This is a genomic window from Dactylosporangium sp. CS-047395, assembly GCF_050942185.1.
Classification (GTDB): Bacteria; Actinomycetota; Actinomycetes; order Mycobacteriales; family Micromonosporaceae; genus Dactylosporangium.
On the sequence record NZ_CP192015.1, the window covers coordinates 4,468,554 to 4,485,083 of the forward strand.

17 protein-coding genes and 1 pseudogene are annotated in these 16,530 nt (G+C 70.9%); 8 read left to right on the forward strand and 10 right to left on the reverse strand.

What is annotated here, in order from left to right; all coding sequences use genetic code 11:
* Positions 1-12: 12 nt before the first annotated feature.
* From ppdK to ACQP00_RS20915, 3 genes are read right to left on the reverse strand one after another with little or no spacing between them, the layout of a single operon-like run.
* Positions 13-2,682, reverse strand: coding sequence for a pyruvate, phosphate dikinase (ppdK, locus tag ACQP00_RS20905; protein ID WP_433221532.1), 2,670 nt, complete (start codon positions 2,680-2,682; stop codon positions 13-15).
* Positions 2,663-2,878 carry a CBS domain-containing protein gene (locus tag ACQP00_RS20910; protein ID WP_433221534.1) on the reverse strand — a complete coding sequence of 72 codons (216 nt, stop codon included), beginning with the start codon at positions 2,876-2,878 and terminating at the stop codon, positions 2,663-2,665. Before ACQP00_RS20910 ends, ppdK begins: the two co-directional genes overlap by 20 nt.
* Positions 2,860-3,141, reverse strand: a complete 282-nt coding sequence (locus ACQP00_RS20915) for a hypothetical protein (RefSeq protein WP_433221536.1) — start codon at positions 3,139-3,141, stop codon at positions 2,860-2,862. Before ACQP00_RS20915 ends, ACQP00_RS20910 begins: the two co-directional genes overlap by 19 nt.
* Before the next feature lie 181 nt (positions 3,142-3,322).
* Here ACQP00_RS20915 and ACQP00_RS20920 point away from each other — a divergent pair, with 181 nt between their 5' ends.
* Positions 3,323-4,033, forward strand: a complete 711-nt coding sequence (locus tag ACQP00_RS20920) for a CBS domain-containing protein (protein ID WP_433221538.1) — start codon at positions 3,323-3,325, stop codon at positions 4,031-4,033.
* Between the two features lie 122 nt (positions 4,034-4,155).
* On the opposite strand, the pseudogene ACQP00_RS20925 reads toward ACQP00_RS20920, so the two are convergent.
* The 5 genes and pseudogenes from ACQP00_RS20925 to ACQP00_RS20945 form a co-directional block, all read right to left on the reverse strand.
* Positions 4,156-4,200: pseudogene (locus tag ACQP00_RS20925) on the reverse strand (hypothetical protein); the annotation flags it as partial.
* Positions 4,200-4,385 (reverse strand): CBS domain-containing protein, encoded by a 186-nt coding sequence (locus ACQP00_RS20930; RefSeq protein ID WP_433221540.1) that lies wholly within the window; start codon positions 4,383-4,385, stop codon positions 4,200-4,202. The gene ACQP00_RS20930 and the pseudogene ACQP00_RS20925, both read right to left, overlap by 1 nt.
* A gap of 167 nt (positions 4,386-4,552) precedes the next feature.
* Positions 4,553-4,852 carry a hypothetical protein gene (locus ACQP00_RS20935; RefSeq protein ID WP_433221542.1) on the reverse strand — a complete coding sequence of 100 codons (300 nt, stop codon included), beginning with the start codon at positions 4,850-4,852 and terminating at the stop codon, positions 4,553-4,555.
* Between the two features lie 68 nt (positions 4,853-4,920).
* The gene (locus tag ACQP00_RS20940) at positions 4,921-5,568 is read right to left on the reverse strand and encodes a vitamin K epoxide reductase family protein (RefSeq protein ID WP_433221544.1); all 648 of its coding nucleotides are present in this window, start codon (positions 5,566-5,568) and stop codon (positions 4,921-4,923) included.
* 53 nt (positions 5,569-5,621) lie between these two features.
* Positions 5,622-6,389 (reverse strand): DsbA family protein, encoded by a 768-nt coding sequence (locus ACQP00_RS20945; protein ID WP_433221546.1) that lies wholly within the window; start codon positions 6,387-6,389, stop codon positions 5,622-5,624.
* 413 nt (positions 6,390-6,802) lie between these two features.
* Here ACQP00_RS20945 and pflB point away from each other — a divergent pair, with 413 nt between their 5' ends.
* Both pflB and pflA read left to right on the forward strand, forming a co-directional pair.
* Positions 6,803-9,055 carry a formate C-acetyltransferase gene (gene pflB, locus ACQP00_RS20950; protein ID WP_433221548.1) on the forward strand — a complete coding sequence of 751 codons (2,253 nt, stop codon included), beginning with the start codon at positions 6,803-6,805 and terminating at the stop codon, positions 9,053-9,055.
* Positions 9,052-9,864 carry a pyruvate formate-lyase-activating protein gene (gene pflA, locus ACQP00_RS20955; protein ID WP_433221550.1) on the forward strand — a complete coding sequence of 271 codons (813 nt, stop codon included), beginning with the start codon at positions 9,052-9,054 and terminating at the stop codon, positions 9,862-9,864. The genes pflB and pflA overlap by 4 nt, the downstream gene beginning before the upstream one ends.
* A gap of 302 nt (positions 9,865-10,166) precedes the next feature.
* On the opposite strand, the gene ACQP00_RS20960 is transcribed toward pflA, so the two are convergent.
* Positions 10,167-11,012 (reverse strand): universal stress protein, encoded by an 846-nt coding sequence (locus ACQP00_RS20960; protein ID WP_433221551.1) that lies wholly within the window; start codon positions 11,010-11,012, stop codon positions 10,167-10,169.
* A gap of 336 nt (positions 11,013-11,348) precedes the next feature.
* Here ACQP00_RS20960 and ACQP00_RS20965 point away from each other — a divergent pair, with 336 nt between their 5' ends.
* The 3 genes from ACQP00_RS20965 to ACQP00_RS20975 are packed head-to-tail and all read left to right on the forward strand — an operon-like array spanning position 11,349 to position 13,314.
* The gene (locus tag ACQP00_RS20965) at positions 11,349-12,602 is read left to right on the forward strand and encodes an acetyl-CoA hydrolase/transferase family protein (RefSeq protein WP_433221553.1); all 1,254 of its coding nucleotides are present in this window, start codon (positions 11,349-11,351) and stop codon (positions 12,600-12,602) included.
* Entirely contained in the window at positions 12,599-12,814 is a 216-nt protein-coding gene (locus ACQP00_RS20970) for a hypothetical protein (RefSeq protein ID WP_433221555.1), read from the forward strand. Before ACQP00_RS20965 ends, ACQP00_RS20970 begins: the two co-directional genes overlap by 4 nt.
* 5 nt (positions 12,815-12,819) lie before the next feature.
* Positions 12,820-13,314, forward strand: coding sequence for a flavodoxin domain-containing protein (locus ACQP00_RS20975; RefSeq protein ID WP_433221557.1), 495 nt, complete (start codon positions 12,820-12,822; stop codon positions 13,312-13,314).
* Positions 13,315-13,689: 375 nt separating this feature from the next.
* Here the strand turns inward: ACQP00_RS20975 and gap are convergent, their stop codons facing one another.
* Entirely contained in the window at positions 13,690-14,712 is a 1,023-nt protein-coding gene (gene gap / locus ACQP00_RS20980) for a type I glyceraldehyde-3-phosphate dehydrogenase (protein WP_433221559.1), read from the reverse strand.
* 208 nt (positions 14,713-14,920) lie between these two features.
* On the opposite strand from gap, the gene ACQP00_RS20985 reads away from it, so the two are divergent.
* Positions 14,921-15,772, forward strand: a complete 852-nt coding sequence (locus tag ACQP00_RS20985; RefSeq protein WP_433221561.1) for a hypothetical protein — start codon at positions 14,921-14,923, stop codon at positions 15,770-15,772.
* A gap of 138 nt (positions 15,773-15,910) precedes the next feature.
* On the forward strand, positions 15,911-16,213 hold the full coding sequence (locus tag ACQP00_RS20990; protein ID WP_433221563.1) for a hypothetical protein: 303 nt from the start codon (positions 15,911-15,913) through the stop codon (positions 16,211-16,213).
* Positions 16,214-16,530: the final 317 nt, after the last annotated feature.

Sequence of the window (16,530 nt, forward strand, 5' to 3'; positions counted from 1 at the left end):
CTTGTGCCCCTTTCAGCGGGTGTCGGAGCCGGTGGCGGTGACTGCGGACCGGCCTGCTTCGAGGCGGGCGACGGGCACCCGGAACGGTGAGCAGGACACGTAGTCGAGGCCGGCGTCGTGGAAGAAGTGGATGGACTGCGGGTCGCCGCCGTGTTCGCCGCAGACGCCGATGTGCAGGTCCGGGCGGGTGCGGCGGCTTTCGTCTACGGCGATGCGGACGAGCCGGCCGACGCCGTCGCGGTCGATCGACTCGAACGGTGACACGCCGAAGATGCCGAGCTCCAGGTAGCGGGTGAAGAAGGCGCCTTCGACGTCGTCGCGGGAGAACCCCCATCCCATCTGGGTCAGGTCGTTGGTGCCGAAGGAGAAGAAGTCCGCGGCGCGGGCGATGTCCCCGGCGGTGAGCGCGGCCCGCGGTACCTCGATCATGGTGCCGATTCGGGCGTCGACGCCGAGTCGGCTTAGCAGCCGCAGGGCTTCCTCGCGGACGGCCTCGAGTTCCTGGACCGCGCCGACGAGCGGTACCATGATCTCGGGCAGGACGGTGACGCCGCGTGCCCGGCAGGCGAGGGTGGCCTCGGCAACAGCCCGGATCTGCATCGCGAACAGTCCGGGGATGACCAGGCCGAGCCGGACGCCGCGCAGGCCGAGCATCGGGTTCTCCTCGTGCATCCGCTGGACCGCGTCCAGCAGTGCCCGGTCGTGGCCGTCGGGTTCGCCGCGGGACTCGGCGAGGGCGACCTTGACCGCGAGGTCGTCCAGCGGCGGTAGGAACTCGTGCAGCGGCGGGTCGATCAGCCGGATGGTCACCGGCAACCCGTCCATCGCCTCGAACAGCTGCACGAAGTCGGCCCGTTGCAGTGGCAGCAGGTCTGCCAGGGCGGCGTCACGGTCTTCGTCGGTGCCGGCGAGGATGAGCCGTTCGACTAGCGGGCGTCGCTCGCCGAGGAACATGTGTTCGGTGCGGCACAGGCCGATGCCCTGCGAGCCCAACCGGCGGGCGCGGGCGGCGTCGCCGGCGGTGTCGGCGTTGGCGCGGACCGCGAGCCGCCGCACCTTGTCGGCGTGGCTGAGGATCCGGTCGACGGCAGCGACCAGCGGATCCGAGGCGGCCGGCAACGCGCCCTCGAAGTACCGCACGACCGGTGACGGCTGCACCGGCACAGCACCGGCGTACACATGCCCGCTGGTCCCGTCGATGGACACGACGTCACCTTCTCGAACGATGCGCCCACCGGCGGTGAAGCGCCGACCGTCGACGTCGACATCGATGCCGTCGGCGCCGCACACGCACGTCTTGCCCATGCCGCGGGCGACGACCGCGGCATGGGAAGTCTTCCCGCCACGGCTGGTCAGGATCCCCTGAGCGGCGATCATGCCGGGCAGGTCGTCGGGGTTCGTCTCGCGCCGCACCAGAATCACTGCCGTACCGTCCGCGGCGACCTGGGGCGCCCGGCGGGCGTCGAAGACGACGGCGCCGACGGCAGCGCCAGGGGATGCGGCGATGCCCGCCGCGATCCGCTCCGGCCAGCCGGACAGGTCGAAGGCGGGGAACATCAGCCGGGCGAGCTGCGCGCCGGTCACCCGGGTCAGGGCCTCGTCGGCGTCGATGAGGCCGTCGTCGAGCAGCTGCGCGGCGATGACGAACGCCGCGGCCGCGGTGCGTTTGCCGACCCGGCTCTGCAGCATCCACAGCTTGCCGCGTTCGATCGTGAACTCGATGTCGCACAGGTCCCGGTAGTGCTCCTCCAGCTTCGCCATGATGCCCATGAGTTCGTCATAGGAGCGCCGGTCGAGCCGGGCGAGGTCCTGCAGCGGTACGGTGTTGCGGATGCCCGCGACGACGTCCTCGCCCTGCGCGTTGGCGAGGTAGTCGCCGTAGACACCCGGCGCGCCGGTGGCGGGGTCGCGGGTGAACGCCACGCCGGTGCCGGAGTCCGGGCCGAGGTTGCCGAAGACCATGGCGACGATGTTGACGGCGGTGCCGAGGTCGGCCGGGATGTGCTCCTGCCGGCGGTACAGCACGGCACGTTCGGCGTTCCACGAGCTGAACACCGCGCGGATCGACTGGTCGAGCTGGTCCCGCGGGTCCTGCGGGAACGGCCGCCCGGTATGCGCGGTGAAGATGTCCTTGAAGGCTGTGACGAGCGCCCGCAGGTCCTCGGCGTCCAGGCCGAGGTCGTCGATGGTGCCTTTGGCGGCCTTGGCCGCGTCGAGGGCTTGGTCGAAGTGTTCGCCGGGGATGTCGCAGACGGTCCGGCCGAACATCTGGATCAGCCGCCGGTAGGAGTCCCACGCGAAGCGGACGTTGCCGCCGGTCTGTTCGGCGAGCCCGGCGACGGTCGTGTCGCTCAGCCCGACGTTGAGGATGGTCTCCATCATGCCGGGCATGGAGTACTTCGCGCCGGAGCGCACGGAGACCAGCAGCGGGTCGGTGGGATCACCGAGCCGGCGGCCGGCCTGCCGTTCGAGGCGGTCAAGGTGCAGGGTGATCTCCTCGGTGAGACCGAACGGTTCGTCGCCGGTGCGCAGGTAGGCGCGGCACGCATCGGTGGTGACGGTGAACCCGGGCGGCACCGGCATGCCGAGGCTGGCCATCTCGGCGAGATTGCCGCCCTTGCCGCCGAGGAGGTCTTTGAGCTCTTTGCTGCCCTCGGCGAAGTCATACACGTACTTGGTCACGGCCGGCCTCCTTCGGCGCGGTGCGGGTCGCCGGCGCCTGCTGGCACTGGCGGGCGGTGACGGTGCCCAGGACGCAGCCGAGGTCGTCCACGACGTACGCGACACCGGTTTCCGTTGCGCTGAGCGTTTGCAGTGCCCGCGTCACCGGCCACGTCCCGGGCACCGAGGTGGCCGCGGTCATGAGGTCGGCAGCCACCTGGTCCTGCCGGTTCCGGCGCCGGCGAGGCCGGGGGTGCCGGCCACACGGGTACCACCGGACTGGTCGAACAGGTGAGGATGCTCGGCGACCTCGACCGCTGCGAGGAGCCGGCCGAAGTCGTCGACCACGGCGATCACCGTGACCGCGGAGGCCGTGGCCGCCCGACGGTCCTCGATGCGGTCGACGAGTTGCTGCGGGCCAGCGCGTTCGCCGATGGTGAGCGGACCGCCGGTCATCCTGGTCGCCACGGTCACCGCCACGGCTCACCTCCAAGGTTCCAACCTCGAACCTATGCACGGATTCCGGCTGGTGGCAGGGCCGACGGACCCTCTTGCCAGGGCCGGTCCGAAGGTCCTCCGGCGAGGTGCCGTTGTGCCCTACGGCGTGCGTCTGACCGCGTCCTACGGTCGGTGCAGGACACAGTGACGGAACCATCGCAGCGTGAGGAGGCAGGTCATGGCCCGCTGGAACGTTGCCGACGTGATGACGATCGGCGCGATATCGGTGCAGGAGGACACGCCGTTCAAGGAGATCGTCGACCTTCTGGAGGCGCACGAGATCAACGCGGTCCCGGTGGTCGACGGGTTCGACCGGGTCGTCGGCGTCGTGTCGTCGGCCGACCTGGTTCCGAAGATCGAGTTCGCCGGCGTCGATGACCGTCTGCGGGTGTTCGAGGCCCGGCACACCCGCCAGGCACGCGGCAAGGCGCACGCGACCGCCGCGGGCGAGCTGATGAACGCTCCGGCCATCACGGTCATGAGCACGACGTCCCTCGTCGCGGCCGCCCGGATCATGGAGACGGAAACCCTCAAGCGGCTCCCGGTCGTCGACGACGCCGGTCGGCTCATCGGCATGGTGACCCGCAGGGACCTGCTGAAGGTGTTTCTGCGCACCGATGCGGAGATCCGTGGCGAGATCCTCGCCGAGGCACTCGACGGACTCGTCGGTGTGGACCCGTCCCAGCTGCGGGTCGAGGTCGACGACGGCGTCGTGACCCTGCTGGGCGAGGTCGACCGGGGCTCCCTGGTGCCTTCCCTGGTCCGGCAGATCGAGCGCGTCGACGGTGTCGTCGACGTCGTCAGCCATCTGTCGTTCGACATCGATGAGAGTGGTGAACAGCAAAAGGGCTTCCAGGCGCCGGTGATGTTCTGACCCCCCCCGGCACGAGCAGGGCGGATGGCCGAGCGCATCCGCCCATCGCCGTAGTCCGGGCGGTCGCCGCGCAGGACACTGCGCAGCAGGTCCCGCCGGGTCACGATGCGCACAAGTACGCCGGCGTCGTCGAGTACCGGCAGCCGCTTCACCCCGTGCCGTTGCATTAGCTCGGCCCGGTCATCAACGCACCGGCAGTGCCGGCGGCAGCATTGGATGTCTGCCCGTATACGGTGCCGGCCGGGTGCGGCATCGGCAGCAGGTCGGCCTCGGAGATGACGCCGACGACCCGGTTGTCGTCGCTGACGACCGGGACACCACTCACACCGAACTCGGTGATCACGTCGATCACGTGCCGGCTGGTGCAGTCCGCCGTCACCACGACAACGGATGTGTTCATGACGTCGCGAACGCACGGGTCGTTCTTCGGGGGCACTTCCTTCCCTCACTGTCCACCATGTCCCGTGCCTGCCTTGGATGCACGGACCGAACGTCCCTCGCCGCGGGACCGGCGGCCTTTTATCGGGGCGGGTCTGGCGCGGTGAGCGGGTTGGTGACGGCGTCCAGGGCGGCGAGCATCGCCATCGCCCGGTGGTACGCGACCGGGTCGATCCGGCCGACGATCAGTGACCGGGCCGTTTCGATCTCCGCGTGGGCGAGCCACTCGCCGACGACCGGGGAACGGCGTGCCGCCCGGCGCGCGGACACCGCCGCCCGTGCACCGGCGGTATCAACCGCACGGAAGAGGGTCAGGACAGCGGCACCTGCTGTGCCATAGGCGACAACGACAACGGCGGTGACGACCAGCGTGTGCGTCACGACGAGTTCCTCCCTGTCCGCGGCGTCGTTGCCGGACGTCCTGCACCCGGCTCCCTTCGGGGGTCTGATCAGGTGACCAGCGCGGTGCCGTACTTGAGCACGACGACCAGCACCAGGACCAACAGCCAGATTGTGACGGCGATGGCGTCGAGGTCGGCGGCGAACGCGGCCCGCAGCGCCGGTGCGGCCCGGGCGGACAGCGGCAGGTTGCCGTCACGGACGTTGACGTGCGTGAGGGTGGCGAAGACCAGCGTCGTGGACACCGTGACCAGCAGGCACCACGGGCACAGGGCGCCGATGACGAACGACGACTCGTAGAACAGCCAGTAAGCGAAGGCGACACCGATGGTGTAGACGAGCTGCGCGGCCAGCATGAACCAGCGCGGGAACCGCACCCCGCCGAGGCTCGCGACCGCGAGGGTGATCACGACGGGTTCGGCGGTCAGGCCGAAGAACGCGTTCGGGAACCCGAACAGGTGTGCCTGCCAGGACCGGCCCACCGTCCCGCAGGACAGCACGGCGTTGATGTTGCAAGTCAGGTCGGCGGCGGGATCGGCGGCGAGCCGGACCGCGTCGACGGACAGGACGAACGACGCGATCAGGCTGAGCACCGCCGACACCAGCATCGTGCCGTAGATCCAGCCGTTGCGGTGCCGCAGCCGCCGCAGGCGCTCCAACAGGCCGGTCGTGTCCGCACCGTCGACGGGTTCCGTCACCGGCCTCGTCTGGACGCTCTGACGGCCTGGCCTGCCGCTGCGTCCCGGACCGGTCACGAGGATCCTTTGGCGGCGGTGATCGCCGTCGTCAGCGGACCGGACGAGTACAGGTCACCGTCGAACACCGTGCCGTTGATCTTCACCGTGGGGGTGCCGGTGATGCCGTCGCGGTTGAACGCCGACCCGGTCGACGTCCCGACCCAGTGCTCGAAGCGGCGTTCGGTGAACGTGGCCGCCACGTCGGCGGGGACGCCCGCGCCGACGGCGACCGCAGCGATCTGCTGGTCGGTGAGGCCGGTGCTGCCTTCGGCCGGCTGCTGGGCGAAGAGCGCGGTGTTGAACGCGAGCACCGTCCCTGGTGCCTGATCGGCGACGGTGGCGACGGCGTTCGCCGTCCGGGTCGAGTACCTGGTCCCGGACGAGGCCTTGTCGAGGAAGGCCAAGGGGTGCAGCTCCAGCCTGACGGTGCCGGCGGCGACGAGGCGTTCGAGTTCGGTGCTGTTGGCCCGTTCGAACCGGCCGCAGTAGGGGCACAGGTAGTCCAGGAAGATCGTCACCGTGACCGGCGCGGAGGCGGTGCCGGTCACGATCGCGCTGGTGCCGGTCGTGCCGGCGGGAACGGCCGTCGAACTCGGTGCCGGTGCCGCGGCCGGGGCATCGTCCGTGGCGTTCACGAGGACGCACCCGATCGTCGCCAGCAACGCCACGATGATCACCCCGCCGGCGATGGCGGCGTACCGGTGCCGCCGGTGGGTGCGTTGCAGCGCCTGCGCCCGTGCGTCGCGGGTGCGGCGTGACGCGGTACGTGCCTGTGTGCCCATGACGGCGGTCCCCTGTCGGCGGCGAATACCCACAGTCAGCGTTCCGGCTCGTGTCGCCGTGGCGGATGAGGCGAACGTCATCGGTCTGCCGCCATCCGGCCCGTCCAGGGCGGGACGTTCGCCCCTGCGTGCGGCGCGGCATGGGCCCGGCACCGACGGTGGCGGATTGCGGCGGTCTCGGGCGGCAGGCTGCACCGGTCGGCGCAGGACCACCGCAGGCACGGACGATCATCGCGGCGTCGCGCTGTCGCCGGCGTCGGTGGGGCGTCGGGCCGGGTCGTGTTGCTGGGAAGGTGTGGTTGCTGCGGTCAGCACCTGACCGGTGTCCCAGCGCGGCAGGACTTCCGGCCCTGCCGCCTCCGGACGCGTCGACGCAGACTTGAGCCGCAGCAGGAACCATCGAGGAGGAACCGATGACCACCATCAGCGCCCCGGCCGACCTCGCCGCCTGGCGCGGCTTCCACGGCGGCTCCTGGCGCGACCAGGTCGACGTGGCCGGCTTCATCCAGGCCAACGTCCACCCCTACGAGGGGGACGGGGCGTTTCTGGCCGGTCCGACACCGCGGACCAGCCACGTGTGGGGGTTGCTGACCGCGATGTTTCCGCAGGAGCGCGAACGCGGCATCTACGACGTCGACGCGCGCACTCCGGCGTCGATCACCGCTCACGCGCCCGGCTACATCGACCGCGAGCACGAGCTGATCGTCGGCTTGCAGACCGACGCGCCGCTGCGCCGGGCGATCATGCCGTTCGGCGGTCTGCGGATGGTCGAGAACGGGCTGCAGGCCTACGGCTACGAGCTCGACCCGGTGGTCAAGGAGATCTTCACCCGGTACCGCAAGACCCACAACGCGGCCGTGTTCGACGCGTACACCCCGCAGATCCTCGCCGCGCGCAAAGCCGGCGTCATCACCGGCCTGCCCGACGCGTACGGCCGCGGCCGCATCATCGGCGACTACCGCCGCGTTCCGCTATACGGCGTCGACGCCCTCATCGCCGCGAAACGCCGCGACAAGACCTCCCTCGACGACCGGCCCGCGACCGGCGACGTCATCCGCGACCGCGAAGAGCTCGCCGAGCAGCTGCGCGCCCTCGATGAGCTTAAGACGATGGCGGCGCGCTACGGCTACGACATCAGCGGCCCGGCCCGGACCGCGCGGGAGGCCGTGCAGTGGCTGTACTTCGCCTATCTCGCCGCCACCAAGGAACAGAACGGCGCGGCGATGTCGCTCGGCCGCACCTCGACGTTCCTGGACGTGTACCTGCAGCGCGACCTCGCCGAAGGCACCCTCATCGAAACCGACGCGCAGGAACTCGTCGACGACTTCATCATCAAGCTGCGCATCATCCGGTTCCTGCGCACCCCCGAATACGACCAGCTGTTCTCCGGCGACCCGACCTGGGTCACCGAGTCGATCGGCGGGATGGCCGCCGACGGACGTACCCTCGTCACGCGCACGTCGTACCGGTACCTGCAGACGCTGTACAACCTGGGCCCGGCACCCGAACCGAACCTCACCGTGCTGTGGTCACCGACGCTGCCGGAGCCGTTCAAACAATTCTCCGCGAAGGTGTCGCTGGACACCAGCGCCATCCAGTACGAGAACGACGATCTGCTGCGGGCACACACCGGCGACGACACCGCGATTGCCTGCTGCGTGTCGGCGATGCGGGTCGGTAAGGACATGCAGTTCTTCGGCGCCCGGGTCAATGTCGCCAAAGCCCTGCTGTACGCCATCAACGGCGGCCGCGACGAGATGACCGGCGTGCAGGTCGCTCCCGCAACCGCCGCGCTTACCGGGGACGTCCTGCGCTACGGCGACGTCCTGGCCGCGTTCGACCGGACTTTGGACTGGCTGGCCCGCACCTACGTCGACGCGCTCAACATCATCCACTACATGCACGACAAGTACGCCTACGAACGCATCGAGATGGCGCTGCACGACTACCCCGTGCGCCGGTTCCTCGCCTGCGGCATCGCCGGGCTCTCCGTCGCCGCCGACAGCCTCGCCGCCATCAGGTACGCGACCGTCGAACCGATCCGCGACGACACCGGCCTCGTCGTCGACTACATCCTCGACGGCGACTACCCCGCCTACGGCAACGGCGACGACCGTGCCGACAGCATCGCCGTGTGGATCGTCGAGACGTTCATGGCCAAGATCCGGGCCAACGTGACCTACCGCGACGCCATCCACACCCAGTCGGTGCTCACCATCACCTCCAATGTCGTGTACGGCAAGCACACCGGCAACACCCCCGACGGCCGACGGGCCGGGGAGCCGTTCGCGCCCGGCGCCAACCCGATGAACGGCCGCGACACCCACGGCATGGCCGCCTCCGCCCTGTCGGTGGCGAAACTGCCCTACGCCGCGGCCCGCGACGGGATCTCGCTCACCAGCACCGTGACCCCAGACGGTCTCGGCCGTGCCGACGGCGAACGCGCCGCGAACCTGGCCGGCATCCTCGACGCCTACACCTCCGCCGGTGGGTTCCACGTCAACATCAACGTCCTGGACCGGGCCACCCTGCTCGACGCGATGGAACACCCCGAGCGGTACCCCCAGCTGACCGTCCGCGTCTCCGGCTACGCCGTCAACTTCGTCAAACTGACCCCGGAACAGCAACGCGACGTGGTCAACCGCACCTTCCACGGCTCGGCATGAGCCACCCGACCGTCCCGCCGACCCCCCGCGGCGGGACCGACCGGCCGGACGCCACGACAGGAGCCCCCTCCCTGTGGCGTCCGGCCCAGGGGCGGCTGCACTCCTGGGACATCTCCACCGGCGTCGACGGACCGGGCACCCGGTTCGTAGCGTTCCTGTCCGGCTGCCCGCTGCGCTGCCTGTACTGCCAGAACCCCGACACGTGGCACATGCGCGACGGCACCGCCACCACCGCCGGGGCGGTCATGCGGCAGGCCGAAGCCTTCGCCGCCTTCGTCCGCACCACCCATGGCGGGATGACGGTCAGCGGCGGCGAACCCCTGCTGCAGCCTGCGTTCACCCGGGCGCTGTTCACCGGTGCGAAGGAACTCGGCCTGCACACCGCCCTGGACACCTCCGGCGCGCTCGGCGCCCGCGCCGACGACACCCTGCTCGACCTGACCGACCTCGTCCTGCTGGACATCAAATCCTGGCGGGAACAGCGGTACCACGACCTCACCGGCGGCCACATCGCGCCCACCCTCGCCTTCGCCCGCCGCCTGGCCGACCGGGGCACGCCCGTGTGGGTCCGCTACGTGCTCGTGCCGGGCCTGACCGACGACCCCGTCGACGTCGACGCGGTCGCCGGGTTCGCCGCCGGGCTCGGCAACGTCGAACGCGTCGACGTGCTGCCCTTCCACCGGCTCGGCGCGGCGAAATACGACCGGCTCGGCATCCCGTTCCCGCTGCACGACACCCCGCCACCCGACAGCGGCCTGTTCAACCGGGTCCGGGACACCTTCAGGGCAGCCGGGCTGCACACCTACTGAACGACCGGGCCCGCACGACGAGCCGCAGCTGGCGTACCAGCGATCACGGCGAGTGGACGCAGCAGGGGTACGACGCACGAACGAGCTGTCGTCGAAGGACCGGTGCCGTCACGCCGGCGCGAAGGTGGGAAGGCTTCCAGCAGGTCGCTGCCTCATCGCAGCGCCGCCACAGCGGCTCCTCCGGCAGACGCACGCAGCCACGGGGGTGTCCGAACGCGTCATCGCCAAGCCGTCGGCACACCGGTCGAGCACGCCGTATGGGCGGATGTTGCTGGATCGCGGTGCCGTCGCGTCGCCGGTGGTTACGCGCTCGTCCGCCCGAGGTGGGCGAGGCGCCGGCTCGGGCGTGCGACGACGAGCGGGGCGGCCGCGCGGCGGGTCAGTGCGCGGCGCACGGGCCCGGTTCCGTGACCGGCGCCAACCACGAGCGTAGATGCGATCGCCGAGGCGTCCAGCAGCGCTGCCGTGACGTCCCGGTTCCGCACGATCAGGCTGCGGACCGTGACGTGCGGGTAGCGGGCGCACCAGCCCGCGAGGGCAATGTCCAGCAGCCGACCGGCCGTCTCGGTGTCCGGGTGACCCGACGTGTGACCCGGTGTGAACGCGTAGCAGGCGAGCAGGGTGCTGCCGTGCCGGTCGACGAGGTCGAAGGCGAGTTCCAGGGCGGGTTCCGACGGCGTCGCGGCGTCAATGCCGACGACGACGGGTCCGCCCGGATGCTGAGGCGTGGCAGCGACGACGGTCACCGGGCAGCTGGCATGCTCAGCAACGTGGGAGCTCACGGAGCCGAGCCGGACCGGGAGCAGCCCTCGGCCCCGCCGCCCGACGACGACGAGGTCAGCGGCGTGCGCCTCACTGACGAGCAACGCGCCGGCCGGCCGGTCGGCGATGTGCGCCTGGACCCGCAGGGCGCCGTGCTGGCGGTACAGGTACTCGCGGGCGAACTCGATGAGCCGCCGCGCCTCCGTCGGCACGTCCTCCACCGGCTTGATCACCGCGGTCTCGCCATACTCGGCCGGTGACAGCAGCGCGTGCACCAGGCGTACGTCGTAGCCGCGTAGGATCGCCTCGGTCGCGGCGTAGTCCAGCGCCGTCCACGCGGTCGCGGAGCCGTCGAAGCCGACTACGACCAGGCCATCACGTGTCATGTCATCCTCCGGTCATCCTCCGGGCGTTCGCTGGACCATCCGTTCGATGGTCCGTCGTGCGTTCCTCGGGGCGCCAGGGTCTGCGGTAGGCCGCCGATGGGACCTATGGCCCGCGGACACCGCCGGTAGCCTGCCGCATCTGGCGCTGGGTGGTCGGCCAACCCGGACCGCACGGCCTGCGGTCATGCCTGCCGACAGGGCCGCGTGGCGTCTCCGGCGCTCGGCGCCGGTTCCCGTGCGTCCAGTGGCTGGGGGACGTTCGGCCCTGCACGGGCGCGGGTAGCCGGTGCAGGGTGGGCGTATGGAGGCAAACAATCACACGTCCGCAGTCCAGGCGTGGACGGGGTACCGGAGCCCGGCATGCGGACGGTGACCGAGGCCGAACTCAGCCGGGTGCTCGGTGCGCTGCCGGGCGTGCCGCGGGTCCTGGCGAGCGGAAACTACGCGACGCCGTACCGGCTCTTAGGGCTGGCCGACGCGGCCATCGCCGAGTACCGGCTGCACATGCTCAACGCGCAGCCGGGCATCCCGGACCGGCCGGGTGTGGTTTACGAGTCGGCGTTCGTCGGGCCGGGCATGCGGGGGCATCCGCGGCTGCGATACTTCCCGTGCCGGTTGTCGCTCGTGCCATTCCTGCTGCGGCAGCGGCTGTGCCCGGACGTGGTGCTGCTGCACACGTCCCGCCCCGACAACCGGGCTGTCAGTCTCGGCGTCGAGGTGAACGTGCTACCCGCTGCGGTCGAGGCGGCCCGCGCCCGCGGGGGTCTGGTCATCGCCCAGGTGAACGCCGCGATGCCGGTGACCTACGGTGATGCGCTGCTGCCGTTGGAAGCGGTGGACTATCTGCTCGAGGCCGACGAACCGCTCCTCACCCACGCCGTCGCCGCTCCGGACGCCGTGTCCGCCGCGATCGGGCAGCGCGTCGCCGCGTTGGTGCCACCGCAGGCGACGCTGCAGCTCGGGATCGGCGCCATCCCCGACGCGACGTTACGCGCGCTGCTGGACCGACGGGGTCTGCGCGTCTGGTCCGAGATGTTCAGCGACGGCGCGCTCGCCCTGGAGAAGGCCGGCTGCCTAGACCCAGACACGCCCGTCACCGCGTCGTTCTGTTTCGGCTCGGCCGAACTCTACGACTGGGTCGACCGCAACCCGCGGGTGCGGATGCTGCGCACGGAGAAGACCAACGATCCGGGCACGATCGCGTCGCACGCCAACCTGATGAGCATCAACAGTGCCCTGCAGGTCGACCTGTTCGCCCAGGCCAACGCCACCCGGGTCGGGAGCCGCACCCATTCGGGGTTCGGCGGCCAGACCGACTTCATCGTCGGTGCCATGCACGCACCCGGCGGCCACGCCATCATCGCGCTGCGCTCTTGGCATCCGAAGGCCGACGTGTCGACGGTGGTGCCGATGCTGGCCGGGCCGGTGACATCATTCCAGCACAGCTACATCGTCACCGAACAGGGCACCGCCCGGATCTGGGGTCACGACGCCGCCGAACAGGCGCAGCAGATCCTCGACCAGGCCGCGCACCCCGCCGCCCGCGACGAGCTCCGCGCGACCGGCCGCGAGCTCGGGCTACCGCTATGACGGCCGCCACCACGACCTCTACCGCCAGCCTGATCAACGCGTTGCGGGACGCGCCGGCGCGGACCGAGTACGTGTCCAGTCCCATGTACGCGACCGGCGACCCGGATGCCTCCGCGGTCACGGTCGCCGCGATGGCGGGGTTCGCCGGGACCTTCGTCGCCCTCGCCGGCCTGGTGCCGGCCGCTGTTGTCCCATCGCGAGTAGGGAGGTGATCGTCGTGCGGGTCCTCGTCACAGCGGCCAGCAAGCACGGGTCGACGGCCGATATCGCCGACGTCATCGGCAAGGTGCTGCAGCACACCGGTCAGGACGTCACGATCCTGCCGATCGGTGACGTCACCACCGTCGAGGAGTACGACGCGGTGATCCTCGGCAGCGCCGTCTACCTCGGCCACTGGCTGCCACCGGCTGTGGCGTTCGCGGCCCGGCACGGCGACGCATTGACTCGGCGGGTGGTCTACCTGTTCTCCAGCGGCCCGATGGGGGAGCCGGCGATCCCGGCGGAGGACCCAGTCGACGTGCAGGTGCAGGTCACGCAGACCGGCGCACGCGAGCATCAGGTCTTCACCGGCAGGCTCACCCGCAGCAGCCCGACACTCGGCGAACGCGCGATGGTCGCAGCGCTGCGCGCACCGTACGATGACTTCCGCGACCTCGTCGCCGTTCGCCAATGGGCGCAGCACGTCGCCGTACGACTCGCCACCGGAACGTAGCGCTCATCCATCTGCTGGACGCGCATCCGGCAAGGATCGCAGCCGACCCGACGCCCTCGGCTCGCAGCACGGCCGGAGACCAGCAAACGCGACCGCTGCGAGACGCGGGTCAGGGGCCGCACCGCCAGTTCACCGTTGCCAACAACGTGGCTCCCAACGCGCTGAGCGCCGCCGAGACAAGGACAACGGGCGGTGTCGGCATGCGTCGGGTCGGATGTGGCCGTGGACCGAGCCGGTCGCCCCATCGTCCCGCCGCGCGGCGCGACGACGGCACGCCTCGAACCCACCGCCACGTCCTTTTGCCGGTCGGTCGGGCGTCGGCCCGGGCCGGTCCAGCGCAGGTTGTGGCAGCGGGTCAGGGGCGTGTTCTGGCCGTTAGCGCTGGCCGCCAGCGAAGAGCACGACGAGGTCGACGAGCCGGTTGGTGTAGGCCCATTCGTTGTCGTACCAGCCGAAGACCTTGACGAGGTTGCCGTCCGCGGCGGTCAGGTCGGCGTCGAAGATGCAGGAGGCCGGGTCGCCGATGATGTCACGGGAGACCAGCGGCGCGTCGCTGTAGCGCAGGATGCCGGCCAGGGGTCCTGCGGCGGCGGCGGCGAACGCGGCGTTGACCTGCTCTGTGGTGGCGGCCTGGGCGAGCCGGACGGTCAGGTCGGTGATCGAGCCGTTCTCGACGGGCACTCGCAGGGCGACACCGCTGAGGCGTCCTTGCAGGTCGGGCAGGACCAGGCCGATGGCCTGCGCGGCGCCGGTACTGGTGGGGATGATGTTCGTGGCGGCGGTGCGGGCGCGGCGCAGGTCCTTGTGGGGGGCGTCGAGGACCATCTGGTCGTTGGTGTACGCGTGTACGGTCGTCAGGGCGCCCTGCTCGATACCGAACGCGTTGTGCAGGACCTGGGCCATCGGCGCTGCACAGTTCGTGGTGCATGATGCCGCCGAGATGACCTCGTGCAGGTCCGCGTCGTAGGTGTCGGTGTTGACGCCGAGCACGATGGTCGCGTCGACGTCTCTGCCGGGGGCGGAGATCAGCACCTTCCGGGCGCCGGCCTTGAGGTGGCGGGCCGCGTCGGCGCGGGTCCGGAACCGGCCGGTGGATTCGATGACCAGGTCGACGTCGAGGTCGGCCCAGGGCAGGAAATCGGGATCACGCTGGCGCAGTACCTCGACGTACTGGCCGTCGATGCGCAGCCCGCCCCCGGACGGGTCGACGTCGACGTCCGCGCGGAGCCGACCGAACGTCGAGTCGTGTTGCAGCAGATGCGCCAGGGTTGCCGTCTCGAACAGGTCGTTGACCGCGACGACGGTGTACTGCTCGCCGAGCAGTCCACGGTCGACGAGACACCGGATGAAGTCCCGGCCGATCCGGCCGAACCCGTTGATGGCGATGCGGTACGTCATGACGTCCTCCTTGCGCCCGGTGGGCACGATGGCCCCTGCACCTCCACGATGTCCGGTCCGGCGGGCGCGTGCACCGGCCGAACGGCACGTGGCGGCCGGGTCCAGCGTCGTGTTTCAGGCGGTCCCGGCCCGGCGCGGGACCTTTGCCCCTGCCCGGTCCGTGCGTCCTGCGTCACCGTGGGAGACGACGGCACGACCATCTACGACCATGGGAGCGATCATGGTGGCGATCCACTACACCGACCGTGGTGCGGCTGTGCGGGTCGGCGCGGTCAGCGCCGCGCTGACCCGGGCAGCGCTGGCCGCGCTGGACGCGCCGTCGATCCTGGGTACGCAGCCGTGGCGTTGGCGCGTCGACAACGCCCGCGCCGAGCTCCACGCCGACCCCGGCCGCCGGCTGCCCGCCGATGATCCGGACGGGCGGCTGATGATGATCAGCTGTGGAGCCGCGCTGCACCATGCCCGGGTGGCCTTGGCTGCCGAGGGCGTCGGCGTGCAGGTGCTGCGCTTCCCGGACCCGGCAGACCGAGACCTGCTGGCCGTGCTGCGGTACACCGGGCCGATCGGGCGGCAGCTGCACGCGCAACGGCTGCGGCGGGCCATCGCCGTGCGGCGCAGCGACCAGCGGCCGTTCGCCGATCAGCCGACCCCTGAGGCGACGGTCAAGCTGCTGGAAGCAGCAGCTGAGGAGGCCGGCGCCAGACTGGTGCAATTCAACGGCCCGGGAACAACCGATGCGGCCGACCGCTACGCCCGCCACGCCGTCATCACCACGATCGGCGACCAGCGTACCGACTGGCTGGTCGCCGGTGAGGCGCTGTCCGCGGTCCTGCTCAACGCCACCACGCATGGATTGGCGACCTCGTGCATGAGCGACCTCGCGGCGGCCGTCCCGCCGGTGCAGTCACAACCGCCGCTGGGCAGCGCGGGCTACCCGACGGTGATGATCCGGTTCGGGACGGCCGGACGGGTCGATGTCGCGCCGCGGCCGGCGCACCGCCCCGCTGCGGAGATCATCGAGCTCGTCGCGCACCCGATCGGCGAGGAGCAGTTGCCATGACACCGCCACTGGCATCAGGACCGGCGGCAGCAGCGACGCCGAGAACCTGGGACGAGGATCTGTTCACCGCCGCGGTCGCCGAAGCGGTGTGGGCGCCGTCGATCCACAACACGCAGCCGTGGCGGTTCCGGCGTGTCGATGACGGCATCGACGTCCTCGCCGACCCTGACCGCAGACTGCCGGTGGCGGACCGCGACGGTCGGGCAGCGCGGGTTTCCTTGCGGCGCGGCCGCCTACAACCTGCGGCTCACACTGGCCGCTGCCGGGACGCCCGCCGAGTTCAGGCTCGGCCGTGCCGGGGTCCTGGTCCACCTCATGCCCGCGCCGCCTCGCCCGCCGACCCCGGTCGAGCACCGCCTCCACCGCCAGATCCGCCGCCGGCACACGACCCGGCAACCGTTCGCCGACAGCCCGTCGAAGCCGGCGTCCTGGCCCAGCTGACGCAGGCCGCTCAGCAGGAAGGCGGGTGGCTCGACATCGTCACCGCACAGCCGGACATCGCCGCGCTCGCAGCGCTGATCTGCACCGCCGACGCCGCGTTGAACGCGGACCCCGCCTACATCAGGGAGGTGCGGTCCTGGACCCGCGCCGCGGACCACCGTACTGAGGGCATCGACCTGACGGCGGCGGGGGCCGCGCCGCACCCGGCGGAACTGTTCACCCGCCGGGATTTCGGCGGCCCCGAACACGAGGAGACCCGTGACCCGACCCAGGAACCCTTGGTGGCCGTCATCGGCGTGCACGGTGACGGCCCGGCC